This is a genomic window from Flavobacterium arsenatis, from assembly GCF_031456785.1.
Lineage (GTDB): Bacteria > Bacteroidota > Bacteroidia > Flavobacteriales > Flavobacteriaceae > Flavobacterium > Flavobacterium arsenatis.
This window is the reverse complement of record NZ_JAVDVI010000009.1, coordinates 54,273-77,262: the sequence shown is the minus strand read 5'-3', so window position 1 is coordinate 77,262 and position 22,990 is coordinate 54,273. Positions and strand designations below refer to the sequence as shown.

At 35.8% G+C, this 22,990-nt stretch carries 20 protein-coding genes; 5 read left to right on the top strand and 15 right to left on the bottom strand.

What is annotated here, in order from left to right:
- The 6 genes from J2X31_RS11220 to recR form a co-directional block, all read right to left on the bottom strand.
- Entirely contained in the window at window positions 1-984 is a 984-nt protein-coding gene (locus tag J2X31_RS11220) for an SDR family oxidoreductase (RefSeq protein WP_310026801.1), read from the bottom strand.
- A 9-nt stretch (window positions 985-993) separates the two neighbouring features.
- Window positions 994-2,004 (bottom strand): NAD-dependent epimerase, encoded by a 1,011-nt coding sequence (locus J2X31_RS11215; RefSeq protein ID WP_310026799.1) that lies wholly within the window; start codon window positions 2,002-2,004, stop codon window positions 994-996.
- A 151-nt stretch (window positions 2,005-2,155) separates the two neighbouring features.
- The gene (locus J2X31_RS11210) at window positions 2,156-3,553 is read right to left on the bottom strand and encodes a UDP-glucose 6-dehydrogenase (RefSeq protein ID WP_310026798.1); all 1,398 of its coding nucleotides are present in this window, start codon (window positions 3,551-3,553) and stop codon (window positions 2,156-2,158) included.
- 193 nt (window positions 3,554-3,746) lie between these two features.
- A complete protein-coding gene (locus J2X31_RS11205) occupies window positions 3,747-6,209 on the bottom strand; it encodes a polysaccharide biosynthesis tyrosine autokinase (protein ID WP_310026797.1) in 2,463 nt (820 codons plus the stop codon).
- Window positions 6,210-6,213: 4 nt separating this feature from the next.
- On the bottom strand, window positions 6,214-7,011 hold the full coding sequence (locus tag J2X31_RS11200) for a polysaccharide biosynthesis/export family protein (protein ID WP_310026795.1): 798 nt from the start codon (window positions 7,009-7,011) through the stop codon (window positions 6,214-6,216).
- A gap of 80 nt (window positions 7,012-7,091) precedes the next feature.
- Window positions 7,092-7,712, bottom strand: a complete 621-nt coding sequence (recR, locus tag J2X31_RS11195; protein ID WP_310026794.1) for a recombination mediator RecR — start codon at window positions 7,710-7,712, stop codon at window positions 7,092-7,094.
- A gap of 105 nt (window positions 7,713-7,817) precedes the next feature.
- Here recR and J2X31_RS11190 point away from each other — a divergent pair, with 105 nt between their 5' ends.
- A complete protein-coding gene (locus J2X31_RS11190) occupies window positions 7,818-9,320 on the top strand; it encodes a sodium:solute symporter (RefSeq protein WP_310026793.1) in 1,503 nt (500 codons plus the stop codon).
- Between the two features lie 157 nt (window positions 9,321-9,477).
- Here the strand turns inward: J2X31_RS11190 and J2X31_RS11185 are convergent, their stop codons facing one another.
- Both J2X31_RS11185 and J2X31_RS11180 read right to left on the bottom strand, forming a co-directional pair.
- Window positions 9,478-9,843 (bottom strand): CoA-binding protein, encoded by a 366-nt coding sequence (locus J2X31_RS11185; RefSeq protein ID WP_310026792.1) that lies wholly within the window; start codon window positions 9,841-9,843, stop codon window positions 9,478-9,480.
- A gap of 43 nt (window positions 9,844-9,886) precedes the next feature.
- Complete coding sequence (locus J2X31_RS11180; protein ID WP_310026790.1) at window positions 9,887-11,005, bottom strand: carboxypeptidase-like regulatory domain-containing protein; 1,119 nt, start codon at window positions 11,003-11,005, stop codon at window positions 9,887-9,889.
- Between the two features lie 122 nt (window positions 11,006-11,127).
- Between J2X31_RS11180 and J2X31_RS11175 the strand changes: the two genes are divergently transcribed.
- Window positions 11,128-11,760 carry a MarC family NAAT transporter gene (locus tag J2X31_RS11175; RefSeq protein WP_310026788.1) on the top strand — a complete coding sequence of 211 codons (633 nt, stop codon included), beginning with the start codon at window positions 11,128-11,130 and terminating at the stop codon, window positions 11,758-11,760.
- A gap of 92 nt (window positions 11,761-11,852) precedes the next feature.
- Here the strand turns inward: J2X31_RS11175 and J2X31_RS11170 are convergent, their stop codons facing one another.
- The 3 genes from J2X31_RS11170 to J2X31_RS11160 all read right to left on the bottom strand — a co-directional run bounded on the left by J2X31_RS11170 (window position 11,853) and on the right by J2X31_RS11160 (window position 16,779).
- A complete protein-coding gene (locus tag J2X31_RS11170) occupies window positions 11,853-13,100 on the bottom strand; it encodes a T9SS type A sorting domain-containing protein (RefSeq protein WP_310026787.1) in 1,248 nt (415 codons plus the stop codon).
- Window positions 13,101-13,174: 74 nt separating this feature from the next.
- Complete coding sequence (locus J2X31_RS11165) at window positions 13,175-14,575, bottom strand: HmuY family protein (RefSeq protein WP_310026786.1); 1,401 nt, start codon at window positions 14,573-14,575, stop codon at window positions 13,175-13,177.
- A 92-nt stretch (window positions 14,576-14,667) separates the two neighbouring features.
- A complete protein-coding gene (locus J2X31_RS11160) occupies window positions 14,668-16,779 on the bottom strand; it encodes a TonB-dependent receptor plug domain-containing protein (protein WP_310026785.1) in 2,112 nt (703 codons plus the stop codon).
- Between the two features lie 109 nt (window positions 16,780-16,888).
- Here J2X31_RS11160 and J2X31_RS11155 point away from each other — a divergent pair, with 109 nt between their 5' ends.
- Together J2X31_RS11155 and J2X31_RS11150 are read left to right on the top strand one after the other, a co-directional pair.
- The gene (locus J2X31_RS11155; RefSeq protein ID WP_310026784.1) at window positions 16,889-17,782 is read left to right on the top strand and encodes a DUF6607 family protein; all 894 of its coding nucleotides are present in this window, start codon (window positions 16,889-16,891) and stop codon (window positions 17,780-17,782) included.
- 172 nt (window positions 17,783-17,954) lie between these two features.
- The gene (locus J2X31_RS11150; RefSeq protein ID WP_310026783.1) at window positions 17,955-18,305 is read left to right on the top strand and encodes a hypothetical protein; all 351 of its coding nucleotides are present in this window, start codon (window positions 17,955-17,957) and stop codon (window positions 18,303-18,305) included.
- 84 nt (window positions 18,306-18,389) lie between these two features.
- Here the strand turns inward: J2X31_RS11150 and murA are convergent, their stop codons facing one another.
- From murA to J2X31_RS11135, 3 genes are all read right to left on the bottom strand, one after another.
- Entirely contained in the window at window positions 18,390-19,703 is a 1,314-nt protein-coding gene (gene murA, locus J2X31_RS11145) for a UDP-N-acetylglucosamine 1-carboxyvinyltransferase (protein WP_310026782.1), read from the bottom strand.
- 75 nt (window positions 19,704-19,778) lie between these two features.
- The gene (locus tag J2X31_RS11140) at window positions 19,779-20,495 is read right to left on the bottom strand and encodes a DUF4290 domain-containing protein (RefSeq protein ID WP_310026781.1); all 717 of its coding nucleotides are present in this window, start codon (window positions 20,493-20,495) and stop codon (window positions 19,779-19,781) included.
- A gap of 2 nt (window positions 20,496-20,497) precedes the next feature.
- Window positions 20,498-20,782, bottom strand: a complete 285-nt coding sequence (locus J2X31_RS11135) for a DUF493 family protein (RefSeq protein WP_026706356.1) — start codon at window positions 20,780-20,782, stop codon at window positions 20,498-20,500.
- 266 nt (window positions 20,783-21,048) lie between these two features.
- Between J2X31_RS11135 and J2X31_RS11130 the strand changes: the two genes are divergently transcribed.
- On the top strand, window positions 21,049-21,882 hold the full coding sequence (locus tag J2X31_RS11130; protein WP_310026780.1) for a sulfurtransferase: 834 nt from the start codon (window positions 21,049-21,051) through the stop codon (window positions 21,880-21,882).
- A gap of 33 nt (window positions 21,883-21,915) precedes the next feature.
- On the opposite strand, the gene J2X31_RS11125 is transcribed toward J2X31_RS11130, so the two are convergent.
- Window positions 21,916-22,971: a sensor histidine kinase gene (locus J2X31_RS11125; RefSeq protein WP_310026778.1), complete on the bottom strand. Its 1,056-nt coding sequence runs from the start codon at window positions 22,969-22,971 to the stop codon at window positions 21,916-21,918.
- Window positions 22,972-22,990 lie beyond the last annotated feature (19 nt).

The window sequence follows — 22,990 nt, the reverse complement described above, 5'->3', positions numbered from 1 at the left end:
TTACTTCAAATTTTCCCAATACCATTTGACTGCCTGTTCCAATCCTTCCTGCATTGAATATTTTGGGTTGTAGCCCAGTAATCGTTTTGCTTTATCGATGCTTGCTAAAGAATGCGGAATGTCTCCTGCTCTATTTGGTCCATATATAGTTTCAATAGTGCCTATTTTGGTATCATAAATTGATAAATATTTTTTCAAAGAAGCCATGAGATCATTTAAGGTTGTCCTATCACCAAAAGCAGTATTATATACTGTATTCATGGCTTCAGGATTTTCCGTTAACATAGCCAAGACATTCATTTGTATTACATTATCAATATAGGTGAAATCACGAGAATAGTTTCCGTCGCCATTAATAATAGGGCTTTCATGATTCATCAACTGCATTACGAATTTTGGAATAACGGCTGCATAAGCTCCATTTGGATCTTGCTTCCTGCCAAAAACATTAAAATATCTTAATCCAATTGTATTTAACCCGTAGGTGCGATAAAAAATATCAGCATATAATTCATTTACATATTTTGTTATGGCATAAGGAGACAATGGCTTTCCAATGTTGTCCTCTACTTTTGGCAAAGCTTCAGAATCTCCATAAGTTGAAGAACTTGCAGCATATATAAACTTCTTGACTTTAGCATCCCTAGCCGCCACAAGCATATTTAAGAAACCTGAAACATTAACATCGTTGCTGGTTATTGGATCGTTAATTGAACGTGGAACAGAACCTAGTGCTGCTTCGTGAAGTATATAATCAACCCCATGTACAGCTTTATGGCAATCTGCTAAATTCCGAATATCACCCACTATAAGAGTAAAGTTTGGATTTTCGAATAAATGCTGGATGTTTTGAGTTCTACCGGTTGCAAAATTATCCAGACAAACTACCTCGTTTTGGTATTGTAGTAAATGTTCACAGAGATTAGAACCAATAAACCCCGCTCCTCCTGTAACTAAAATTTTACTGTTTGTAATTTGATTCATGTGGTAAGCCTAGATTATATTATAATATTTTTTATACCATTCGATGAACTCTTTTACACCATATTCAACATTTATTGAAGGTGTATAACCGAAATCATTCTGCAAATCTTTTATATCGGCCCATGTTTTCTCTACATCTCCTGGTTGCATGGGCAAAAAGTTTTTCTGAACAATTTTCCCTGTGCTCTTTTCTATCAACTCTATAAAATCTAAAAGCCTTGTTGGATTGTTATTGCCAATATTATAGACTGCATATTTCTTTTCTGTTTCTTGTTCTATAGTAGCAACCACGCCATTAATAATGTCATCAATATAAGTAAAATCCCTTGATAATTCTCCGTTATTGAATACTTTAATGGGTTTGTTGTTTAGAATTGCTTCGGTAAACAAGAACATAGCCATATCTGGTCTTCCCCATGGACCATAAACCGTGAAAAAGCGTAAACCTATTGTAGTGAACCCGAATAGGTGGCTATAGGTATGGGCCATTAATTCATTGCTTTTCTTTGTTGCGGCATATAAACTGATGGGATTGTCAACATTGTCCTCTACTGAAAATGGAATTTTTTCATTTGTTCCATAAACACTTGAACTGCTTGCATAAACAAGTTTACCAACCTTATAATTTCTACAAACCTCTAGAACATTTACAAATCCTACAACGTTACTTTCTACATAAGCAAATGGATTTTCAATGCTGTATCTAACACCAGCTTGGGCTGCAAGATTGCAAACCATATCAAACCCTTCTTTGGCAAACAAAAGTGGCAAATTGTCTTTGTCCTCAATGTTTAGTTTAATAAACTTAAATTGATTGGAGTGTTTATTTCCGATTATGAGCTCGTTATATGCAATATCATTTGAAGAGATTCCTAAATTTTCAAGTCTTGAATATTTAAGGTTTACATCATAATAGTCGTTGATGTTATCAAGCCCTATGACTTCATAGTTTAGGCTCAATAATCTTTCACACAAATGATAGCCTATAAAACCGGCAGCTCCCGTTACAAGTATTTTCATTTTATTTTTTTTCAGCTTTGCATCATCACATACGTTACATGGCAAGAGGTGAATATTTTTTTATACTAAATTAGCTGAAATTAAATATTTTTCACACTCTTAAATGCTCTATTTGTAGCACTTTTTACCCTTTATGAAAGGTTCTTCCTTTTTAATTTGAACTTCCTACTGATTGAAATATAAATCCATAGCCTGCCATCTTTTTTGCATCTAGGATATTTCTACCGTCAAAAACAAAAGCAGGTTTTTGCATATTATCATAGATTTTTTGCCAGTCGTATTCTTTGAACTCATCCCATTCGGTTAGGATTGCAATTGCATGGGCTCCTTTGCAAGCTTCATAAGGATCTTCAACAACTGTAATTCCTTTTTGATTTAAGTCAGAAGATCTGGATTCTAAATAATTCAAATCATTTAAGACTTTATTTTCTTTAACCTGTGGATCGAATACCGAAATTTTTGCTTGTTCATTCAACAGATAATCAGCGACATATATTGCAGCGGATTCTCTGGTATCATTAGTATCTTTCTTGAAAGCCCATCCTAAAAAAGCTATCTTTTTGTCGGAAACGGTATTGTATAAAGTGGTAACAATACTGCTTGCAAATCTTCTTTTTTGATGATCGTTCATTATGATTACTTGTTCCCAATAATCAGCAACCTCATTTAGTCCATAAGATTTAGCTATATAAACCAAGTTAAGGATGTCTTTTTGAAAGCATGAACCTCCAAAACCAACAGATGCTTTGAGGAATTTTGAGCCTATCCTACTGTCCATTCCGATAGCTCTTGCTACTTCACTAACGTCAGCTCCTGTTTTTTCACACAATTCAGACATGGCATTTATTGACGACACCCTTTGTGCAAGAAAAGCATTTGCTGTTAATTTAGATAATTCAGACGACCATAAATTTGTAGTCAAAATTTGTTTTTCAGGAACCCAATTTGCATAAACTTCAACAAGTGCATTTATAGCCTCTGCTCCTTCTGGCGTATTGTCGCCACCAATTAAAACTCTATCAGGATTCAACAAATCTGTAACTGCAGTTCCTTCTGCAAGGAATTCTGGATTTGAAAGTATTTGAAACTGAACTCCGTTTCCTGTATTGTCCAAAATATTCTTGATTGCTTCGGCTGTTCTTACTGGCAGAGTTGATTTCTCTACCACTATTTTATTATCTTTTGCAATTGAAGCAATTTGTCTGGCACAAAGTTCAATATATTTTAAATCAGCCGCCATACCCTTTCCAAGTCCATAGGTCTTAGTTGGTGTGTTTACAGAAATAAAAATCATCTGAGCTTCATCGATAGCTTTTTCAACATTAGTAGAGAAGAATAAATTTCTTCCTCTAGCTTCTGCCACAATATCACTTAAACCAGGCTCGTAAATTGGAATATTATTTACATCTGCATCATTCCATAATGCTATTCTTTGTTCATTAAGATCAACAACAGTAACTTTTATGTCTGGACATTTTTGAGCAATAATGGACATCGTGGGACCTCCAACATATCCAGCACCTATACAGCAAATATTATTTATTTTCATTACTTAATTTTATATTACTAATACTTAAAACCTAATTCCGTGTTATGATTTTATCGCAATATTAGAAATCAGCGGCAAAGATAGAATTTATAATTCTACTAGGATTCTATATTTCTCAAACCCCTTGAATACTACTTGAACTACCTTGCTTTTTTCTTAAAATTGCCAATATCCTTAAAATGATGCCAAATATCTAATCTCGTTTATCTGACTTCTTTTTTATAATACTCTTTATTGCCTTTATTGAGCTTTTCTTTTCGTCTTCCTCATGGTATCCTGATGAATAATTTCCGTAGCCATAACCGTAGCCATAACCATAGCCATATTTTGCCTTACTTTCAAAACCATTAAGAATAACACTAACATTTTTTAGCTCTCCACGTTTAACTCTATTGTTTAAAAGTGTTATCATTCCTTTTTTGGTAAAGTTCTGTCTAACAATGTAAAGCGTCAAATCTACATAGTTCACTAATTCAAGTGCATCCGAAACCAATCCTACTGGTGGTGTATCAAGAATGATATAATCATATTTAGTCTTGAGTTCATCCAACATTTCTTTCATGGCATCACTCATTATAAGTTCTGAAGGATTTGGAGGAATTGGTCCAGAGGTTATGACATCTAGAAACGATATTTGAGTTTTCTGAGTGATTTCTTCTAATGATTTCTGACCGATTAAATAGTTTACTGCTCCAATTTCATTTGAAATTTTAAAATCATCAAATATTTTTGGCTTTCTCAAATCCAACCCGATAATAATTGTTCTCTTTTCACTCATTGCAAAAACGGTGGCAATGTTTATTGAGCAAAATGTTTTTCCCTCACCACTCACAGATGAAGTTATCATTAGGGTTTTTGCTCCATCAACATTTTGTTTTTTATATAAAAACTGCAACGAGGATCGAATTGCTCTAAAGGATTCCGCCAATGCTGATTTTGGTTTTTCAAATACCGAAAGGTTAGTTTCATTGTGCTTTTTCCCAATAACACCAATCAATGGCAATGTTGTAATTTTGCTGATATCATCTGTATTCTGTATAGAATCATTGATAAAGAAAATTCCAAAAACAACAATTAAAGGAATTAAAAATCCTAAAAACATGGCCAATACATAATTAACTCCTGTTTTAGGACCAACCAAGCCACCACCTACATCTTTTGCGGGATCTATGAATTTTATATCGGAAACGTTTGCCGCTTTTACAATATCGGCCTGACTTCTTTTGGCAAGAAGATCGTTATAAATACTGCTATTTAGGTTATATTTTCTCTGTATACCTACAAGCTCCTGCTGCTCTTCTGGTAATTTTTTTATGGAAAATTCTGCCTCACCAATCCTCTCATTGATTCTATTTAGATCATATCGTATTACTGTCTTTGCTGTATTGATATTCTCTAATAGAACTTTTTTTATGGCTTCCATCTGGTTGTCAAACTCTTGAAAAAGCCTCTCGTTTTTAACTGCATATTTCTTTTCTGATCTTTCGGTAGAGAGCTGAATCAATTTAGAAACATTCCCAACGATATTTGGATCGTCTATTCCCGCCACTGATGGAGCTGGCAATTTTGAGAAATCAACACTTTCTGTCAAATATTTCTTCAACAAATCATAGTAGGCTATCTTCCTTGTTATTAAATCTCTTTCTATATCAAATTGCGTTAGCCTTTCTGCAATTTTGGCACCCCCAGATTCTATGTCGAATATTTTTTTATCCTTTGTGAAATTTTTCAACTCATCGCCATTATTGTTCAATTCCCTTTCCATTTTCAGCATTGTGCTGTCAATGAATTTAATGGTATTTTGAGCAAATTGATTTTTGGCCGCAAGCTGATTTTCTCTCAATACTTCTACGGTAGTATTCAAATATTTAACAAGTCTGGCTTTGTTGGTTCCTTGCATAGAAAGTGAGAGGATGGAGCTACCTTGTGCATTTGGCACTACACTAAGATTTTGATATTGAGAAACCGTCCCGTCAAAACTATTAAAACTTACAAAATATGAATTGCCTTTGTAGAATCCGGGCTTATCGATAATTTCTAGTTTCCAGTTCAAAAAAGGCAACTCAACTTGCTCTCCAACTCTATATTTTTTTGTAAAAGTTTCATTTTGAACTGAAGTTTTGCTAAAGGTATTATCAGCATAATGAATCAATGAAGCATTCTCGGTTTCAAAAGGAATACTGATTTCATAAACAGATTCGCTTATGAATTTGATGCCTATTAATTGACCCAACAATTGGCCTTGTTTTTTATCGATCTTTACGTAAAAAGGAACTTCTCCATAAGCATCAACAATGTTGTATTCACTTTGTTTCTGATAATTGATGTAGAACTCTAATTTCTCTACTACAACTTCATTATGGGATCGCGATCTCAAGGTTGTAGAAACGGTCTGCACTTGATCGGATGTTCCTCCCCAATTGAATACTAAATTAGTACTACCACTAAAAAGAGGGTTGGTTTCTTCCTTTACAGAAATCATATTCGACATCCCGTAAATTTTTTCCTTTCTAATATTTACCTGGTAGGCAATAGTGAAGGCAAGTATCCAACTGGCAAGAAACCACTTCCAATAGCCAGCGGTTTTAAGCAGAAAGCCTTTAAAATCAAAATTATTTTGACCTTCAAAAAATGTAAAATCTTTAGTATCGAGCATTTTATTATCTTGTAAGTAGTAAATAAGTAGTACTTGCCAAACTTAGCAATGTGATGATTGTTCCTAGAGATTCGATACCTGTTTTCCCAGTTCCCCAAGATTTTTGTGGCAATGGCTTTATGTAAATATAATCGTTAGGTTGGAGGTAGTAATATGGCGATTGCATTACATTGACATCGGTAAGATCAATGTCGTGCATTTCTGTTCCGTGAGGAAATTGTCTGATTATGGTAACCTTTTTTCTATCTCCAATAACTGTGATATCCCCTGCATTGGCAATTGCTTCCAAAACATTTACCTTCTCTTGAAATAGCATTTTTGTTCCTGGAGAATTTATTTCTCCATTAACCGTAAACCTTAATCCTGATAATTTTACACTAACAAAAACATTTGCTTCCTTATTGAAATAATTCTCCAATAATTCTTTTTCGATTTTAATTCTGGTTTCATCCAATGTGTATCCTAAAACATTTATCTCACCAATAACAGGAATTCTAATATTCCCGTGATCATTGACTGTAAATCCATTAAAATACAAACCCTGTTCGCTGAGTCCTTGCATAGGATTGGAATTTTCAGTAGTTGTTGGATTAAAAATTGCCACCAGTTTAGGGTCTATGGCTTTTATAGTAATATTTAGAACATCGTTGGTTTGCAATCTGTAGGGCTTGAGAACAACGGGGTTTATATTGTTTTCAGCAGATTTGTTTTTATTTTGTAGGTATATCAAGTCTTTCGTAGGAACACAAGAGGTAAAGAAAAGCCCCATGGTTAACAAAAAAAGCACTGTGTATTTCTTCATTTTTGTCTTTTTATCTTTTTAAGCTAGCAAATATAGTTTTTCATTTAGAATAATAAAATTCATCGGTGTTATAAAATTAATTAATTGCTTTTGAAGGAGTTCTCAAACGGCACCCTATGCAGAATACTTCGTCCTAAAGTAACCTCGTCGGCATATTCCAATTCGTCTCCTACGGAAATCCCTCTAGCAATTGTAGAGGTAATAATATCACAATCCTGAATTTGCTTATAGATGTAAAAATTGGTTGTATCGCCTTCCATTGTTGAGCTCAAGGCAAAAATCAATTCCCTGGCGTTACCGCTTTTTATTTTTTCTACCAACGAGGAAATCTTCAACTGGCTCGGACCAACACCATCAATTGGAGAAATTTTCCCTCCCAGAACATGATAGATTCCTTTAAACTGTCCGGTGTTTTCAATTGCCATCACGTCCCGGATGTCCTCCACAACACAAATCAATTGGTGGTCGCGGTTTTTATTCGAGCAGATTTCGCAAACCTCAACGTCGGAAATATTATGACAGCTTTCGCAGAATTTTATATCCTCCCTCATATTTAATAGAGATTGGGACAAGAACGTAGTTTGTTCTTTTGGTTGTTTCAATAAATGCAATACCAAACGAAGCGCGGTTCGTTTACCAATTCCTGGCAATTGCGACATTTCGTTGACTGCTTTCTCTAAAAGCTTTGAAGAAAATTCCATAGCTGCAAAAGTAATCAATTTGAAAATAAGATGATTTGTTAATTTGTTGATTCCATAAATTATCAAAATATTTTTTCTACTTTGGCTTCCTATAAAAAATAGCTGATGACACCAACTTCAATCCTAATTTTAATTATCATATACTTCGGAGTTTTGTTCCTGATTTCACATTTTGTAAGCAAAAAGGACAGCGGAAACGACGCATTCTTCAAAGCCAACAAAAATTCAAAATGGTATCTGGTGGCCTTCGGGATGATTGGAACCGCACTTTCCGGGGTTACTTTTATTTCGGTTCCGGGTCAGGTGGGTTCGCCCGACATTCAGTTTAAATATTTTCAGTTTGTATTGGGGAATGCCATCGGTTTTATTTTGATTGCAAAAGTACTGCTTCCGCTTTATTACAGGATGAACCTGACTTCTATTTATGGTTATATCGAGCAACGTCTCGGAACCATTTCCTATAAAACGGCCGCTTCCATCTTTTTAATAAGTAGAACGATTGGTTCGGCAGCGAGATTGTATTTGGTGGTAATTGTCCTGCAACGCTATGTTTTTGATGCTTTTGGCGTTCCGTTTTGGGCTACCGTTTTTGGATCATTGGCTTTGATTTTTGCTTATACTTATCGTGGCGGATTGAAGACCATCATCATTACCGATACTTTACAGACTGTTTTTCTGGTTTCGTCGGTAATTTTTACGATTTATTTTATCTGCGACAGCTTGGATTACAATATTCCACAGGCATTTGAAGCCGTGAAAAACAGCAACTATTCGAAGATATTTTTCTATGAAGATTGGCTCAAGAGCAATTTTGTAGTAAAACAAATCTTGGGAGGAATCTTTGTAACGATAGCAATGGTTGGACTCGACCAAGACTTGATGCAGAAAAACCTGAGTTGCAAGAACATTGGCGAGGCACAAAAAAACATGTTCACCTTTACGGGAATTTTCGTGATCATCAACATTTTCTTTTTGAGTGTTGGTGCCCTACTTTATATGTATGCCGAAAAAAATGGAATCTCTGTTCCTTTGGATAGTTTTACAGGGAAGCCACGAACGGACTTACTTTTTCCTGAAATTGCCTTCAATTACCTGACGTTGATTCCTGCAATTGTTTTTCTTTTGGGATTGACGGCCGCCACTTTTGCCACAACGGATTCTGCCTTGACGGCTCTGACGACTTCCTTCTGTGTAGATTTTCTAGGAATGGACAAGGCCGAAAATGCTTCGAATCCAAATATGGTTAGGACACGCCATTTGGTTCATATTGGCTTTTCGGGGTTGATGTTCTTGGTGATTTTGGTGATTTATTTGCTGAACAGCGATTCGGTGGTGAGCTTGATTTTTAAGATTGCTTCCTATACTTATGGGCCGCTTTTGGGCTTGTATGCCTTTGGATTGTTTATGAAAACCAAAACCGTGAAGGATAAATTTGTTCCGATTATTTGCGTGTTGGCTCCTACAATAACTTTCGTGATCAGTGCTTATTCGAAGGAAATTTTTGGGAATTATGAATTTGCCGAAGAGTTGATTATTTTGAATGGAGCCTTGACTTTTATTGGACTTATGCTGATTAGCAGAAAGGCTACCGAGCAAACGAGGTTTTGAGTTTCTGGGATAAAAATGCCTGCCTGTCGGCAGACAGGGATTTTTAACTAGCCCTGACTGGAGGATCTCGTCTTTTGGGACGAGAGGAAGGAAGGCAGGAACATGGTTTCCAAACACAAAACCAAGATTCGCTCCTAATTCTTATAGAAATACTTGATTAATATTGCTTCATTGAAAGCAAAACTAGTGTACAGGCGATTTCGACTTGGATGTTGTTGAGTTTCAATAATTGATAGAATTCTGGGTTTTCGGTTCCGGGATTAAAGATGACGCGTTTGGGTTGAAGCCCGACAATATAATTGTAATAATCTTTTTGACGTTGCGGATTGAGGTAAAGTGTCACGGTGTGAACGTTGGTAAAAGGAATTTGCTTGGTTTGGATTTTCACGCCTTCTACCTCGGTTTCTTTTTGACCGATTGCTACTACAGATTGTTCGTTTCCGAGAAGACTTTTGATGGCCATGTTGGAATATCGGGATGGATTTTCGGAAGCACCGAGTACCAGAGTTTTCTTGTTTTTCATATTTATTTTTTTTTGTAAAATTAGGGTTTCCTTATGGAAGTATTTACTGTTTTTGCATTTCTTTAATAGTCTGATAATAATCTATCGGAAGCATGTCGCCGGCTTTTAGGGTGCCGATGTAACCGCCATAGAGTATGCCGTAAATGGGGTTGTAATTCCCGTTTTCGTCAACAAAAATCTCCTTTTGAACAAAATCTACCACCGATTGCTTGTCTTTTTTATAGAGGATGTTGAAATTGGTTGGCTTCATCTCGAATTCATTGGTTTCAGATATTAAGATATGACCTGACGAACCTTTTTCTTTTTTGAGCTTCTTAACTGATTTTTGTGGCTCTTTTATCAGCGTTACTTTTTTCCATCCCAAAGTATCCTTCACTTTAAAATAGTCGGCTGGGTTTACTTGAAATCCATTCACAAAAAGCCGGATGTTTTCTTTTTCCCAAGCATTATTTGCAAGCGTATGGGCAAAATGTATTGCCGAACCGTAGAACGTTTCCCTCCTTTTCTTGTCGGCTTTATTGTTCTTTGAAATGTCTGTATAGAAAGTGGTGCCGGAGAAAAAGCTTTGCTTTTGGTTGTGCTTGTCCAGACTCTTGTAATTGTATTGAACCACTAGCTCCTGAAGATCAAAATTCACCTCATAATCCAGATAACTGTTTTTTATTTTCAATGGATTTCTTGCCGATGCATTCAGGGTATTGTTGGAAACATCGTAGTAGAGAACGATATCGTCTTCGTTTTCAATCTTGCAGGAACTTCCTGCTCTTGATTCGCCCAGAAATTGTTCCCTGAAAACCTTCATCATTTGCTTTCGGCTGAAAGGCCCCTTGCCAACCACAACCTCATCGAGATTTATGGATTGCTCTTCAAGAAGCACTTTGAGTTTTTTATTGAAATATTGTGAAGGATTTTCCAATCTGTTTGTTGTGTAGCCAACAAAACTCACCACCAAAGTGGCATTGCTGTTTTTGGTGTTGATGCTAAAATTACCGTTTTCATCGGTTATGGTAGAAATGGTAGTCCCATCAAGATAAACCGTAGCTCCGGGAAGGGATTCCTGTGTTTTGCTATCCAAAACAACGCCTTGAATTATTTGTGCATGCAACGGAATTGCAAACATCATCATCAAGAAAAAAATTAGGGGATTGTAGTGTTTTTTCATTTTGTAAATGACTTTCTACAAATATATAATTTTAAAAAAGTTGTTTTCCTATATCGTAATAATTATTTATTCATAACTTTACGAGTAACCAAAACATCCAACCTTAATTTTGCAAAAAAACTATGGAATTATTCATTTACATTTTCGCGGCCCTTTTTTCTGTATTAAACCCAATTGGCACCGTTCCGATTTTTGTTGGACTAACCCAACACGACGATAAAAAGGAACGTTCCAGAATTTCCTTATGGACGGCGATTGATGTTTTCCTAATCTTGATTATATCGTTTTTTGTGGGTCAATATGTGTTGGATTTTTTCGGAATAAGCATCGAGGCATTGCGAATTGCCGGTGGTTTGATTATCGTGAGTTCGGGATTTTCTTTACTAACGGGAAAATTCAAAAAAACTAGGGGTATCAATAAAAAAGTAGAAGATGATGTTCAAAACCGAAACGATATCGCCTTGACGCCTCTTGCAATTCCGATGTTAGCAGGTCCGGGATCAATTTCGCTCTTGATTGCTTTTTACCAGGACCATCAGCAAACACATGAAATCATCATTGCAAGTTTAGCAATTTTGGCGGTAGCGTTTTCTATTTTTATTATTTTAAGAAGTGCCCATTATTTGTCTAAAATCCTTGGAGCTTCGGGAATTGTAGCTATTTCTAGAATTGTTGGTTTTATTGTAATTGCCATCGGAATTCAATATATCGTGAGTGCGATTGTAACGATTATCAAAGGAAATCTAATGTCATAAAAAAAACCTCCGCTGGGTGGCGAAGGCTTTTGGCAACTAACTAAACAATAAATAATTCAAACAAAAAAAACTGTCTTCTATATTTTACCTTATTATTTAAGGATGATTTTTTTAGTGGTTGAATAATCTCCTGAATCAAATTTCAAAAGATACATTCCTGAATTCAAGAAATTCAAATCTAATTCTTTACTGAAAAATCCGCTGTTGCTGTCGATTGTAGTTTGATACATTTGAGCACCTGTGATGCTATAAATTGTCACCAAGTTTTTATCGCTATTTCCAGAAGGCATTTCATAGATCAGATTGATTTTCTTGTCGGTTGATGGATTTGGATATACCCCGAACGTTACTTTGTTTTCAAAGGTTTCGCTACCAAGTTGTGCCGTAACATCTTCTTGATTGAACGTGATTACACCTGTGCTACTTCCTGCAAATGTTAGGAAGTTGATTTTATAGATGGTACCGTTTGCCAACTTTACAAAAAATGCTTTTTGAGTATCTACAACATAGGCAAAAGTAGCCATATCCAAAGTTTTCCAGTCAAAACCGATGGTGTTGATGTCTTCAGAATACGTCAAATCTGTGCTTGCTCCAGAAGCATTTTCAGCCACTTGAACATCTGGATGGTGCAAAACTCCTGTTACAGAATACATAACATCACTTGGTTGCATCGCCATATATTTTGTAAACAACAAATCCCAATCTGTACTTGCTGGTTCCGCCACTACTTGAGCATTGGTTTCCAAAGAATAGTAGTTGAAATTATTGTTTGGATTTGATGTATTTGGCACGACTGCAGTTTGGTCTGCACTCCAAGCCGTTCCGTCCCAGCTTGAATAGATGAACGTATAACCTCCGAAGAATTCAACCATTTTCACTTTTTTGTAGGTGTTGTTGGCATACTTCAAAACAAAGATGATGGTTCCCGTCACTTTGTGAGTAGCCATATTATACACTCCCCATCCGTATCCGAAAGGAGATGAAGTCTCGCTACCATTATCAAATGCACCTCTTTCCCAAATGGTTTCGCTGTTGTAAAGACGAGTCCAGTTAGCTTCATTGGCAACATCGATAGTTGCCCAATCGGCTAAATTATTGGATGCTTCATAAGTGGCAATTCCTTTGGCATCGTTGGTTCTGATGGCCATGCTCATATTGCTTTTTCTGTAGAAAGCGATATCCCAAAGCGTATTGGCAAAAGGAGTTGAAGTTTGTGTAGCCAATTTAAAATACACCTGATTGGCATAACTTGGCGACATGGTAACCGTACTGGTTGTGACCTGTGCTGTCATTACAACACTAAAAAATATGGACGAAAGAAAAAGTAAACCTTTTTTCATAATGATAAAGTATTAAATTGATTTATATTGGGTTTTTAAAATTTATAATTTTTAATTCTTAATTTTTAATTGAATCATTGTAAAAGTTGATATTCAAATTTAGGATAGCCCCTAACCCCACTATCATTGAGGAAACCGAGCATTCGTATCTTGTAATAATTATTGTCGATGTCTTTGATGATGTAATATCTATCGGTATAGGCTCCTCCTGTAAAAACATCCCTCCAATCGGCTCCAATGACACGTTGGTCGTTTTCGAAACTGGCATCGTTTACATCTGAAAAACTATAATCTGCATAAGGTTTTACGCTTGTATTTACTCGATATAATTTTACTCCAGCCTTCAAATTATTTAATACAAAATCTGAATAACCATAGGAACCTGCCCCTTCGATTATATTGGTAAAGACCGTGAAACTCAAATCCCACTTTGTTTTTTCAGGTTCAACCTGAACTATATTTTTTGTAGCAAGGCTGAAGAAAGTAAAGTTGTAAGCTTCATTTTTTGAAATGGAAACTTCTTCGTGGGTTGCACTGTTCAAATCGGCAAATTGAAGCAGATAGCCTTCGCCTTGTTTCAAAATCCTGATTTTTTTCCAACCTCTTGGATCTCCAGCTACAGCTACACTTCCTACAGGAGGAGTTGATGTCCCTACAGTGTATCCCATATTAACCAAATACACTTTGTTATCTTCCGGAGTATCCGAAATTTCTGCAATAGCCGTTTGGTCCAAATGTCCGTTCGGGTTATCGATATAATTTTCATTTGTAGGATCAAAAGTTCCAACAGCAACAGTCGCCAGAAATTGCTGTACACTGGATTGGGTAACAGCATCAATATTCGTTGACTCAAGTTGCTTAACCGCCATATAAAGCGACCCGTTGATGGTTACACGGAATGCATCTCCACCATAAAAGCCCAAATCCCAACTGTCTCTTCTGGCTGTTGTTATTTCCTCGGTACTTAAATCTATAAAAACCTGATTACCTTGATTTGGACCTCCGACTTCTGGAAAAACCACGGCTCCAATGGAACGCTCAAATGAAATAACCGATTTTGTATAGCCTTGAATGGAAGTTTCCGAATCATATCTGATTTCAATTACTTCCATTTCAATCGATTTGGTATCGTTGTCAAATGGAAAAATAAGATTCTTGAAAGTAAACGAAAGTGTTTCCTGACCAGCCTGAAACGGAATTTCAACTTTATTATCTTGAGCAATTGGAAGCGTCGAAAAATCAGTTCCATAAGTTGCATCTATTGGCGTAAGCCGAACTACAACCGAACCGGAAGTCTTTGCCTTTTCAGAAAAAACAAGCTTTATTTCTTGTATATCTTCAATCTTTGAAAAATCATACGATAGCTTGTCGAATGCAATAACAAAAGGCTGTGACGGAATTGAATCGTCAGTTTGGCAAGCGTTTATTCCGAAAAGAATAAAAAATAGGGCTGTTGCGTAAAGTCTAAATTTCATCTGTAAGCATTTATTGTTTTTTAATTGTCAGATGGAACGCCCAAATTTCAATTCTATTTTTATAGGACATTTGGTCTGGGCGTTTCATCTCTTTAAAAGTTTAGTTTGTATAATAATTTCATGAAATAGGATCTTCCGTATCCCATTAGTATATTGGTTGGCGGACCAGAATGTGCTCCACCCTCTACAGAGGTTGTATTGATGGTTGTGATGTCAAGGATATTTCTTGCTCCAACGGTAACTTCAAAATTATTCTTGAAAAATGATTTCTTCACAGTTGCATCAAGCCAAGTAAATCCGTCCTGTTTTCCTCTAACCAAAATGCTTTCGCCATTTTCATTTTCCTGATTCACAAACTGATATTGTGGTCCGTTATACTTTACAAAAGCAGAAAAAACAGTATTGATTTTTTCAACTCTATACGAGAGATTTGCATTCAATTGAAAGCCATATAAAAAGTCATCACTGTGATTTTCTTGACTGTCCAACACTTTTGAAACTCCTGCAAAAGTTACTCCAGCGTTTACAATCCAATTTTTGTAGTTTAGCGAGCTTGTAAAAGAAGTTCCAATAGTTTTATACACATCAATATTTCTGTATTGATATTGTAATGGTGTTTGATTTACAATTATCAGCTCAATTCTATCTTTCACATCAATATACCAAGCCGAAAACTTGTTGCTCAATTGAATGCCGCTTTTAAATTTCGATATCTTGTTCAAATGTAAAAATGCCGAAACGCCTTGTTCTGGATTCAAATCCGGATTTCCTTGAACGTTATGGTTCACGTCAACCAAATAGGTGTACATTTCTTCATAATTCGGCAAACGGGGCGATGTTCCCACAATGGCTCTTAATTCATAATCGTTTTTGAGGAAAAATCTACTGCTTAAAGACAAAGCCGTTTGGGTAGAAAATTGAGAAGAAAACAAAGCTCGGACTCCTGGACGAATGGAAATTTTGTCGTTGATTTTCACTTCGGTTGAACCGTAAACATCATACGAACCTAATCGCCTGTCAATATTATCCTGAAACAATCCGGCTATGCTAGACAAATAACCATTGATTTCACTGATTTCATAACCTAATTGAAAATCAACGTTTTCGCTTTTCAAGAAATTACTGAAATTAGCTTTCGAATAAAAACCGTCTCTCGATTCATATTCAAAATTCTTGACGTCGAATTTTTCACCCGTTCTTATCCAATAATTATAAGTTTCTACATTTCTTTTTTGTTGTTGAAAGGAAAACGAAGCATCATAATTCATAAAATTGAACTTTCCGGTCAGATTCAAATGATGGAAAAAACGTTCCGATTCAAAAATTTCATCAGCAGATCTTGGTCTTGTAGTTTGAGTTTGAGTATGATGACCATCATCAACGAAAGAATCAAAACGATCGGTAGTTTCTTTGAAAAATTCGAATTTATAGAAAAAGCGATGATCTTTTAGGTTATAACTGATTAAGGATTTTACATTAAGTTGCTCTTTTGGCAACCATTCATAGCCTCTTAAACCATCATTTTCAATATGATTCTTTCCTTTTTTATCATTCAGAAAACCTTTGAAATCATTTGTAGTGATTAAAGCATTTGCATACCACTTTTCATTAAAATTATGACCTACTTTCAAAGATTGGATGTGCCTTCCTCTATCCACCAGATTATATTCCTTTCCAATCGTTTCTTCCTGAATATAAGGTGTGATTTCCCATTTATATTTTGAATTTTTCTTAGTGATGATGTTGATGATTCCCGAAACGGCATTGGCTCCGTACTCAACCCCCATAGAACCTTCCACGATTTCGATTTGTTGGATATCATCCAAATTGATTTGCGTCAAATCGGTGTTATTCCCTAAACCTTCATCGTTTATGATTGGAATATTATCCACTAGAATTTTAAAATATTGGGCATCCAAACCAAACAACTGAACGCTTGATTTTCCGGATGAAGCATTCGGAATAATATTGATGTTTAAAGTTTGGTTCAATAAATCGGCTAAATTATTTCCTGCCTGTCTGTCGATGTCTTCACGAGAAATCACCTTTACCTGAAATACCGATTTTTTTACCGATTGGGCATTATATTGACCTGTTATGACTACTTCCGAAAGATTGTTTATTAGGGAATCTTGCTCCTTTTCCTGGGCAAAAACCGAGAAAGACAAAAATGAAAAGGATAAGAGGAATAATTTGCTTCGCATTATTTAGATTTAATCTTAATAAAATATTTTTGCAAATATATAAGTTATTTTTACTTGTTCTAAATAAATTTAATATTTTTGCATCAGAAATTTTTAAAACATCTATAAAATGAAAAACCTGATTGCTGTAGCCGCTCTTGCCCTATTATCGTTTAGCGGAAATGCTCAAGACAAGAAAAAAGAAGACATCAAGGCCATCAAATCGATGTGTGGCTGTTATGAAGTAGAATTCAACTTTGCTGAAACATTTAACTACTCGAAAGACGAAAACTACAAACCGTCAAAAACCAAACACGAAACAGCTTTGGAATGGGTTGAATTGGTGGAAGACACGCCAAATAAAATTGTGATGCAACATCTTTTGATTGTGAGCGACACGATGATCATCAAGCACTGGAGACAGGATTGGGAATTTGAAAACACAAAATTCTATCAATTTTTCAAAGATAAAACCTGGAAATTCCAGACGTTGCCAAAAGATGCCGTTAAAGGACAATGGACCCAAAGAGTGTTTCAGGTTGATGATAGTCCGAGATATGAAGGAACAGCAACATGGGTTCACGTTGACGGAAGACACTACTGGGAAAACACCACGGATGCTCCACTTCCAAGAAGAGAACACACGATCAGAGAGGATTATAACGTTACGAAAAGAACAAATGTTCATGAAATTACAAAAGCGGGTTGGACTCACGATCAGGACAATGAAAAAATCGTTAGAGACGACAGCGGAAAAGATGTTTTGCTAGCGAAAGAAAAAGGAACAGATTACTACAAAAAAGTGGCCGACTCTAAATGTGTTGCAGGTCAGAAATACTGGAAAGAAAATGCTGCATTGTGGAAAAACGTTCGTGCAAAATGGCAGACAATCTTCGACAGAAACAAAGATTTGAATCTTGAGGCTGCCGTAAACAAAAAACCACTTTTCATGCACTTGTTCGATTTGAAACCAACTGCTGCAAAAGCAGAATCAGATAAAATTATTGATAGCTTCGTAAAATAAAAAGCAAAACTTCTATCATAAAAAAATGCCTTTTCGATTGAAAAGGCATTTTTTGCTTAACATCCAAATTAGGACTACTATCTGAATTTTTATCCTAATTTTTTTTTTGAATATAATCCATACTTTATTTCTTTTACTATCGTTCTAATAATCAACCTTTAAACGATATATAATGAGAAAAACCGTTTCTATCATATTCCTCTTTTTAGTCCTTTTATTCTTCGCCTTTCAACCAATTGATATTTCTTTAGAAAATTCAGTAAAAGTTGAAGGCATTGTAAAAAATATCACTGAAGCTGGAGCAAAAGACATTTTGTTCGAATTAGAGAATGACAAAACAACCTATTATATCAACCGTGGATTTGAAAAAGGGATTATTTTGTCCAAAAAAGAATACATTGGTAAGAAAGTAACTTTATATTATGCTAAAAACTGGACACCATTAGCTCCACTTGGAACAACAAGCAAACACTTAACACAGTTACAATTAAAAGATAAAATTGTATATTCTGAATTTAAATAAACAAACAAAACCCGAAGAACTATCAAGTCTTCGGGTTTTTTATTTCTGTAATCTAAAATCTGAACTCTAAAATCTAAAATTAAATTACTCTCTAACAATCTTAGCTCCTAAAGCTCTCAATCGTTCGTCGATGTTTTCATAACCTCTGTCAATTTGCTCGATATTTTGAATGGTACTTGTTCCTTTTGCAGATAGTGCAGCAATCAACAAGGAAATTCCCGCACGAATATCTGGCGAGGACATTACTGTTGCTTTCAACTGCGATTCAAAATTATGTCCCATAACTACAGCCCTGTGTGGATCGCACAACATAATTTTGGCCCCCATGTCAATCAATTTGTCCACGAAGAACAAACGGCTTTCAAACATTTTCTGGTGAATTAGGACATCTCCTTTTGCCTGAGTTGCCACAACCAAAACGATACTCAATAAATCCGGTGTAAAACCTGGCCAAGGTGCATCAGCAACTGTCAAGATTGATCCGTCGATATCGGTTTTGATTTCATATCCGTCCTTATGTTCTGGAATATAAATATCGTCACCTCTTCTTTCAAGCGTAATTCCTAATTTTCTGAAGGTATTTGGAATAACCCCAAGATTGTCCCAACTTACATTTTTGATTGTGATTTCGCTTCTTGTCATGGCAGCAAGTCCGATCCAAGAACCAATTTCAATCATATCAGGAAGGATTCTATGAGTACAACCTCCAAGGCTTTCAACACCTTCAATCGTCAATAAATTTGAACCAACTCCTGTGATTTTAGCACCCATTGAGTTCAGCATCTTACACAATTGTTGCAAATATGGTTCACAAGCTGCATTGTAGATTGTAGTGGTTCCTTTTGCCAAAACAGCCGCCATCACGATGTTTGCCGTTCCTGTTACCGAAGCTTCGTCAAGGAGCATATTGGTTCCCTGCAAACCTTCTTCTGGTTTTTCTACACCATAAAAATGATCTTCCCTGTTGTATCTGAATTTCGCTCCAAGGTTGATGAAACCTTCAAAATGGGTATCCAATCTTCTTCTTCCAATTTTGTCTCCACCCGGTTTTGGGATATATCCTTTTCCGAAACGAGCCAAAAGCGGACCAACAATCATAATCGAACCTCTCAACGAACCACCTTCTTTCTTGAAAGCTTCTGTTTCAAGATAACCAACATTCACCTCATCCGATTGAAAGGTAATCGAACCTCTTTCATTTCTTTGGATTTTCACACCAAGATTACCCAATAAAGTAATCAATTTGTTGACATCAATGATATCTGGAATATTATTGATGGTTACTTTTTCTGGAGTCAGAAGTACCGCACACAAAATCTGTAATGCTTCGTTCTTTGCTCCTTGTGGCGTTATATCTCCCTTTAAACGGATACCACCTTCGATTTTAAAAACTCCCATTATTTTTAGTTATAAGTTATACGTTGTAAGTTGTAGGTTCTACGTTTAAACATATACTTACAACCTAGAACGTTTCTATGGTTTTCTATTTTGATTTTTATGAATTGGGGCACTTGGTTTTCCCTTCTTCATTATTTTTGGTTTCTGAGGTCCGGTTGGCGAAATCTTGTTCGACATCCTTTGGTTCGTCCTCATCAAGTCGTTTGTGTTGAGCAACTCCTCGGTACTGCCCAACATATTGATTTTTCCGGCTGAAAGTTCATACAGGTGCTCAAAAATCACATCGTCCTTAACCGTATCCTTGTTCCAGCTCAGGTAGGATTTCTTCATGTGGTTGGCAATCACCTTTATCAACGCATCTTTCAACTCACTTTCCTCCCATTTGTTGGCCACATCAATCATGTATTTGATGTTGTTGCCATAGAAACGGTACTTCGGAAAATTCTGTGGATAGCTTAAAACATCCGGCTTTAGCTGCAGGACCTCACGCGAAGGAATCGGATAAGGAGAATCTACATCCAATTTAAAATCGGACATGATGAAAATCTGGTCCCAAAGCTTGTGCTGAAAATCAGGCACATCACGCAGGTGCGGATTCAAACTTCCCATTACTTGAATGATGTATTTTGCCGCCTTGTTTCGCTGTTCACGATCTTCAATAAGTGTAGCCTGATCGATCAATTTTTGCAAATGTCGACCATATTCAGGAATGATCAAATGTTGTCTTTCAGAATTATATTCCAAGTTGAACACCACATCATTCGCATTTTCTTTTATATATTTTTCAGTCATATTTATAGGGAAACTATACCTTCAATTGTAGAAACTTCTATGTATTTATCAACGATTTCTTGGGCACTTTTCATTTGCACATCAACCGAAAGGCTTGTGAATTTAGCCGTTTTAGATTGAGTTGTTTTGATCACGGCTCCAAGGCAATTAAAAGCCTCTTTCACTGCCTCGATCTTTGCCTCATCAGTAGGTACAATAAATTTAAATAGGTATTCGGCCGGCCAAGTATTGCTGTTGTCGAGCTCCACTTTTAGCCTTTCATAAAATTCTTCGGTCTTCTTGTCCATCGGTCATTAAAAATAAAGAAGCAAATATACATTTTTTTGATTTATGAATTTAGTTTTGAAGTTTAAGAATTTCGGGAATGAACGGACTGTAGGATTGCATTCTTATTTTTTAAAGTTTGATGCGAGGTTAGCGACTTTTCCCATTTGATTCTAGAAGCTTCCTGTAAGATTTTAGACTTTTCCTTTAGGAATTTATCATTATAGAATTAAATTATTACTTTAGTGGAAGATAGTATATTAAGACAAATAATTGATCATAAAAATAAATGACCCAACCCACCTCTCCCTTAATCCAAGCAAAAGAATTATTAGTTTTATATAATTCAAAAAACCTAATCCTAGTTGATGCAAGCAATAGCAAAAACGCTTATGAAAACTATCACCATCAACATCTGGACAAAGCTATTTTTATTGATTTAAATACAGACCTTGCCGATATAAAACAAGATTTCGCTGATGGCGGAAGGCATCCGTTACCAACAATAAAACAATTTTCAGAAACTTTATCAAGATTAGGTATTTCGAAGGACAGCCATGTTGTGGTGTATGATGATAAAAATGGATCAAATGCATCAGCACGGTTTTGGTGGATGCTCAAAGCCATTGGACATGAAAAAGTACAAGTGCTTGATGGTGGATTTCAGGAAGCGGAACGAGTGGGTTTTCCTATAAATGCAAATCAAGTGACAATCCATAAAACACAACCGTACAAAATAGAAGGCTGGAAACTTCCCGTTGCCGCAATGGCTGAAGTTGAAAAAGCATCCCAAGACCAAAACCACATCGTGATTGATGTTCGCGACAGTGAACGGTATCGTGGCGAAAAAGAACCCATCGACTTGATTGCCGGACATATTCCAGGAGCCATCAATATTCCGTTTACCAAAAACTTGGACGAAAACGGTTTGTTCCTTTCTTCAGATGAATTAAAGGAAAAATACTTGAACATTTTTGATGGCATTTCACCTGAAAATATCATCGTGCATTGCGGTTCAGGGGTAACGGCTTGCCATACGCTTCTAGCGATAGCTTCTGCAGGATTGGAAATTCCGAAATTGTATGTGGGTTCTTGGAGCGAGTGGAGCAGGAATAAAGTCTAGGCAAGTCGGTTGCATATTCAATCTTGGTCACTATCATTCATTAATTTTCAAGCTAACCGTAAATCTTGAACCTGTATTGATGCCCTCGCTTTGAGCTGTGAAGCTTCCTTCAAACTTCTTTATGATTTGTTTGGACAGATAAAGACCTATCCCGGTTGACTTTTCATCCAGAGTTCCCCTCCTACTCATCTTGGTAAATTTCTCAAATAACAACTCACTTTTTGAATTTTCGAAACCAATTCCATTATCCTGAACGGCAATTTTCAAATGCTGGTCCTGCTTTTGAAAACTTAAAGCAATCCTGCTTTCGGGAAATGAAAATTTGATGGCGTTTCCAATCAAATTCGTCAAGACTCGCATCAACAATTCCTTATCAACTTTCAAATTAGCGTAATCAATATTCTTCTCAACGATTAGTTCTAACTTTTTATTGATTAATTTTTGAGCAAAATGTTCTTCAAGTGAAGTAACTATTTCATTAAAATCAATCTTTATGACTCCAATATCTTGCTTGATAATTTTATCCTCCTCGTTCAAAAAATTAATAAATTTATCGATAAAAGCTGTTTGCTTGTGAGTGTTTTCTACAATCAAGTTTGCATAATTTTTGGTAATTGCAGATACATCCTCTTCCGAAATCACTTTTGCCAATGAAGAGGCATTGTCGATATAATTTTTCAAATCGTGGGATAAGAGATAAATCAAATCCTGTTTTGCTTGCAACAGATTTTCATTTTCATCTATTGTAGATTGTATGTTGATCATTAACTTTCCTGCTTCATCGGAAAATTCCTGTGGCAAATTTGGAATTATTTTGATGTTTCGATAATTATCCAAAGCTTTAGACATTACTTCCATAGGCTTCATGAGTTTTTTTAAAATTAGAAGCGTTATGGCTGTGGCAAGCAGTGTCAATACCAAAGTGAGGATAAAAATAGTTGTGGGTGAACACGAATCATTAAAGTATAAGATAAAAATAATCAACCCGATCAAGGGGATATGGATACCTAGAAAGGCCACGAATAAAAATTTTGCAACATAGCTCTTTTTTAAAAACTGTATTTTAGATAAATTTTTATATAATTTCATAATCCTTGTTTTATTTGAT

Coding starts and splice junctions, on each gene's coding strand:
- J2X31_RS11220 (WP_310026801.1), bottom strand. CDS start 984: ATGAATCAAATTACAAACAGTAAAATTTTAGTTACAGGAGGAGCGGGG.
- J2X31_RS11125 (WP_310026778.1), bottom strand. CDS start 22,971: ATGAAATTATATAAAAATTTATCTAAAATACAGTTTTTAAAAAAGAGC.
- J2X31_RS11135 (WP_026706356.1), bottom strand. CDS start 20,782: ATGGACAAGAAGACCGAAGAATTTTATGAAAGGCTAAAAGTGGAGCTC.
- J2X31_RS11180 (WP_310026790.1), bottom strand. CDS start 11,005: ATGAAAAAACACTACAATCCCCTAATTTTTTTCTTGATGATGATGTTT.
- J2X31_RS11190 (WP_310026793.1), top strand. CDS start 7,818: ATGACACCAACTTCAATCCTAATTTTAATTATCATATACTTCGGAGTT.
- J2X31_RS11130 (WP_310026780.1), top strand. CDS start 21,049: ATGACCCAACCCACCTCTCCCTTAATCCAAGCAAAAGAATTATTAGTT.
- J2X31_RS11185 (WP_310026792.1), bottom strand. CDS start 9,843: ATGAAAAACAAGAAAACTCTGGTACTCGGTGCTTCCGAAAATCCATCC.
- J2X31_RS11150 (WP_310026783.1), top strand. CDS start 17,955: ATGAGAAAAACCGTTTCTATCATATTCCTCTTTTTAGTCCTTTTATTC.
- J2X31_RS11165 (WP_310026786.1), bottom strand. CDS start 14,575: ATGAAATTTAGACTTTACGCAACAGCCCTATTTTTTATTCTTTTCGGA.
- J2X31_RS11175 (WP_310026788.1), top strand. CDS start 11,128: ATGGAATTATTCATTTACATTTTCGCGGCCCTTTTTTCTGTATTAAAC.
- J2X31_RS11205 (WP_310026797.1), bottom strand. CDS start 6,209: ATGCTCGATACTAAAGATTTTACATTTTTTGAAGGTCAAAATAATTTT.
- recR (WP_310026794.1), bottom strand. CDS start 7,712: ATGGAATTTTCTTCAAAGCTTTTAGAGAAAGCAGTCAACGAAATGTCG.
- J2X31_RS11215 (WP_310026799.1), bottom strand. CDS start 2,004: ATGAAAATACTTGTAACGGGAGCTGCCGGTTTTATAGGCTATCATTTG.
- J2X31_RS11170 (WP_310026787.1), bottom strand. CDS start 13,100: ATGAAAAAAGGTTTACTTTTTCTTTCGTCCATATTTTTTAGTGTTGTA.
- J2X31_RS11140 (WP_310026781.1), bottom strand. CDS start 20,495: ATGACTGAAAAATATATAAAAGAAAATGCGAATGATGTGGTGTTCAAC.
- J2X31_RS11160 (WP_310026785.1), bottom strand. CDS start 16,779: ATGCGAAGCAAATTATTCCTCTTATCCTTTTCATTTTTGTCTTTCTCG.
- murA (WP_310026782.1), bottom strand. CDS start 19,703: ATGGGAGTTTTTAAAATCGAAGGTGGTATCCGTTTAAAGGGAGATATA.
- J2X31_RS11200 (WP_310026795.1), bottom strand. CDS start 7,011: ATGAAGAAATACACAGTGCTTTTTTTGTTAACCATGGGGCTTTTCTTT.
- J2X31_RS11210 (WP_310026798.1), bottom strand. CDS start 3,553: ATGAAAATAAATAATATTTGCTGTATAGGTGCTGGATATGTTGGAGGT.
- J2X31_RS11155 (WP_310026784.1), top strand. CDS start 16,889: ATGAAAAACCTGATTGCTGTAGCCGCTCTTGCCCTATTATCGTTTAGC.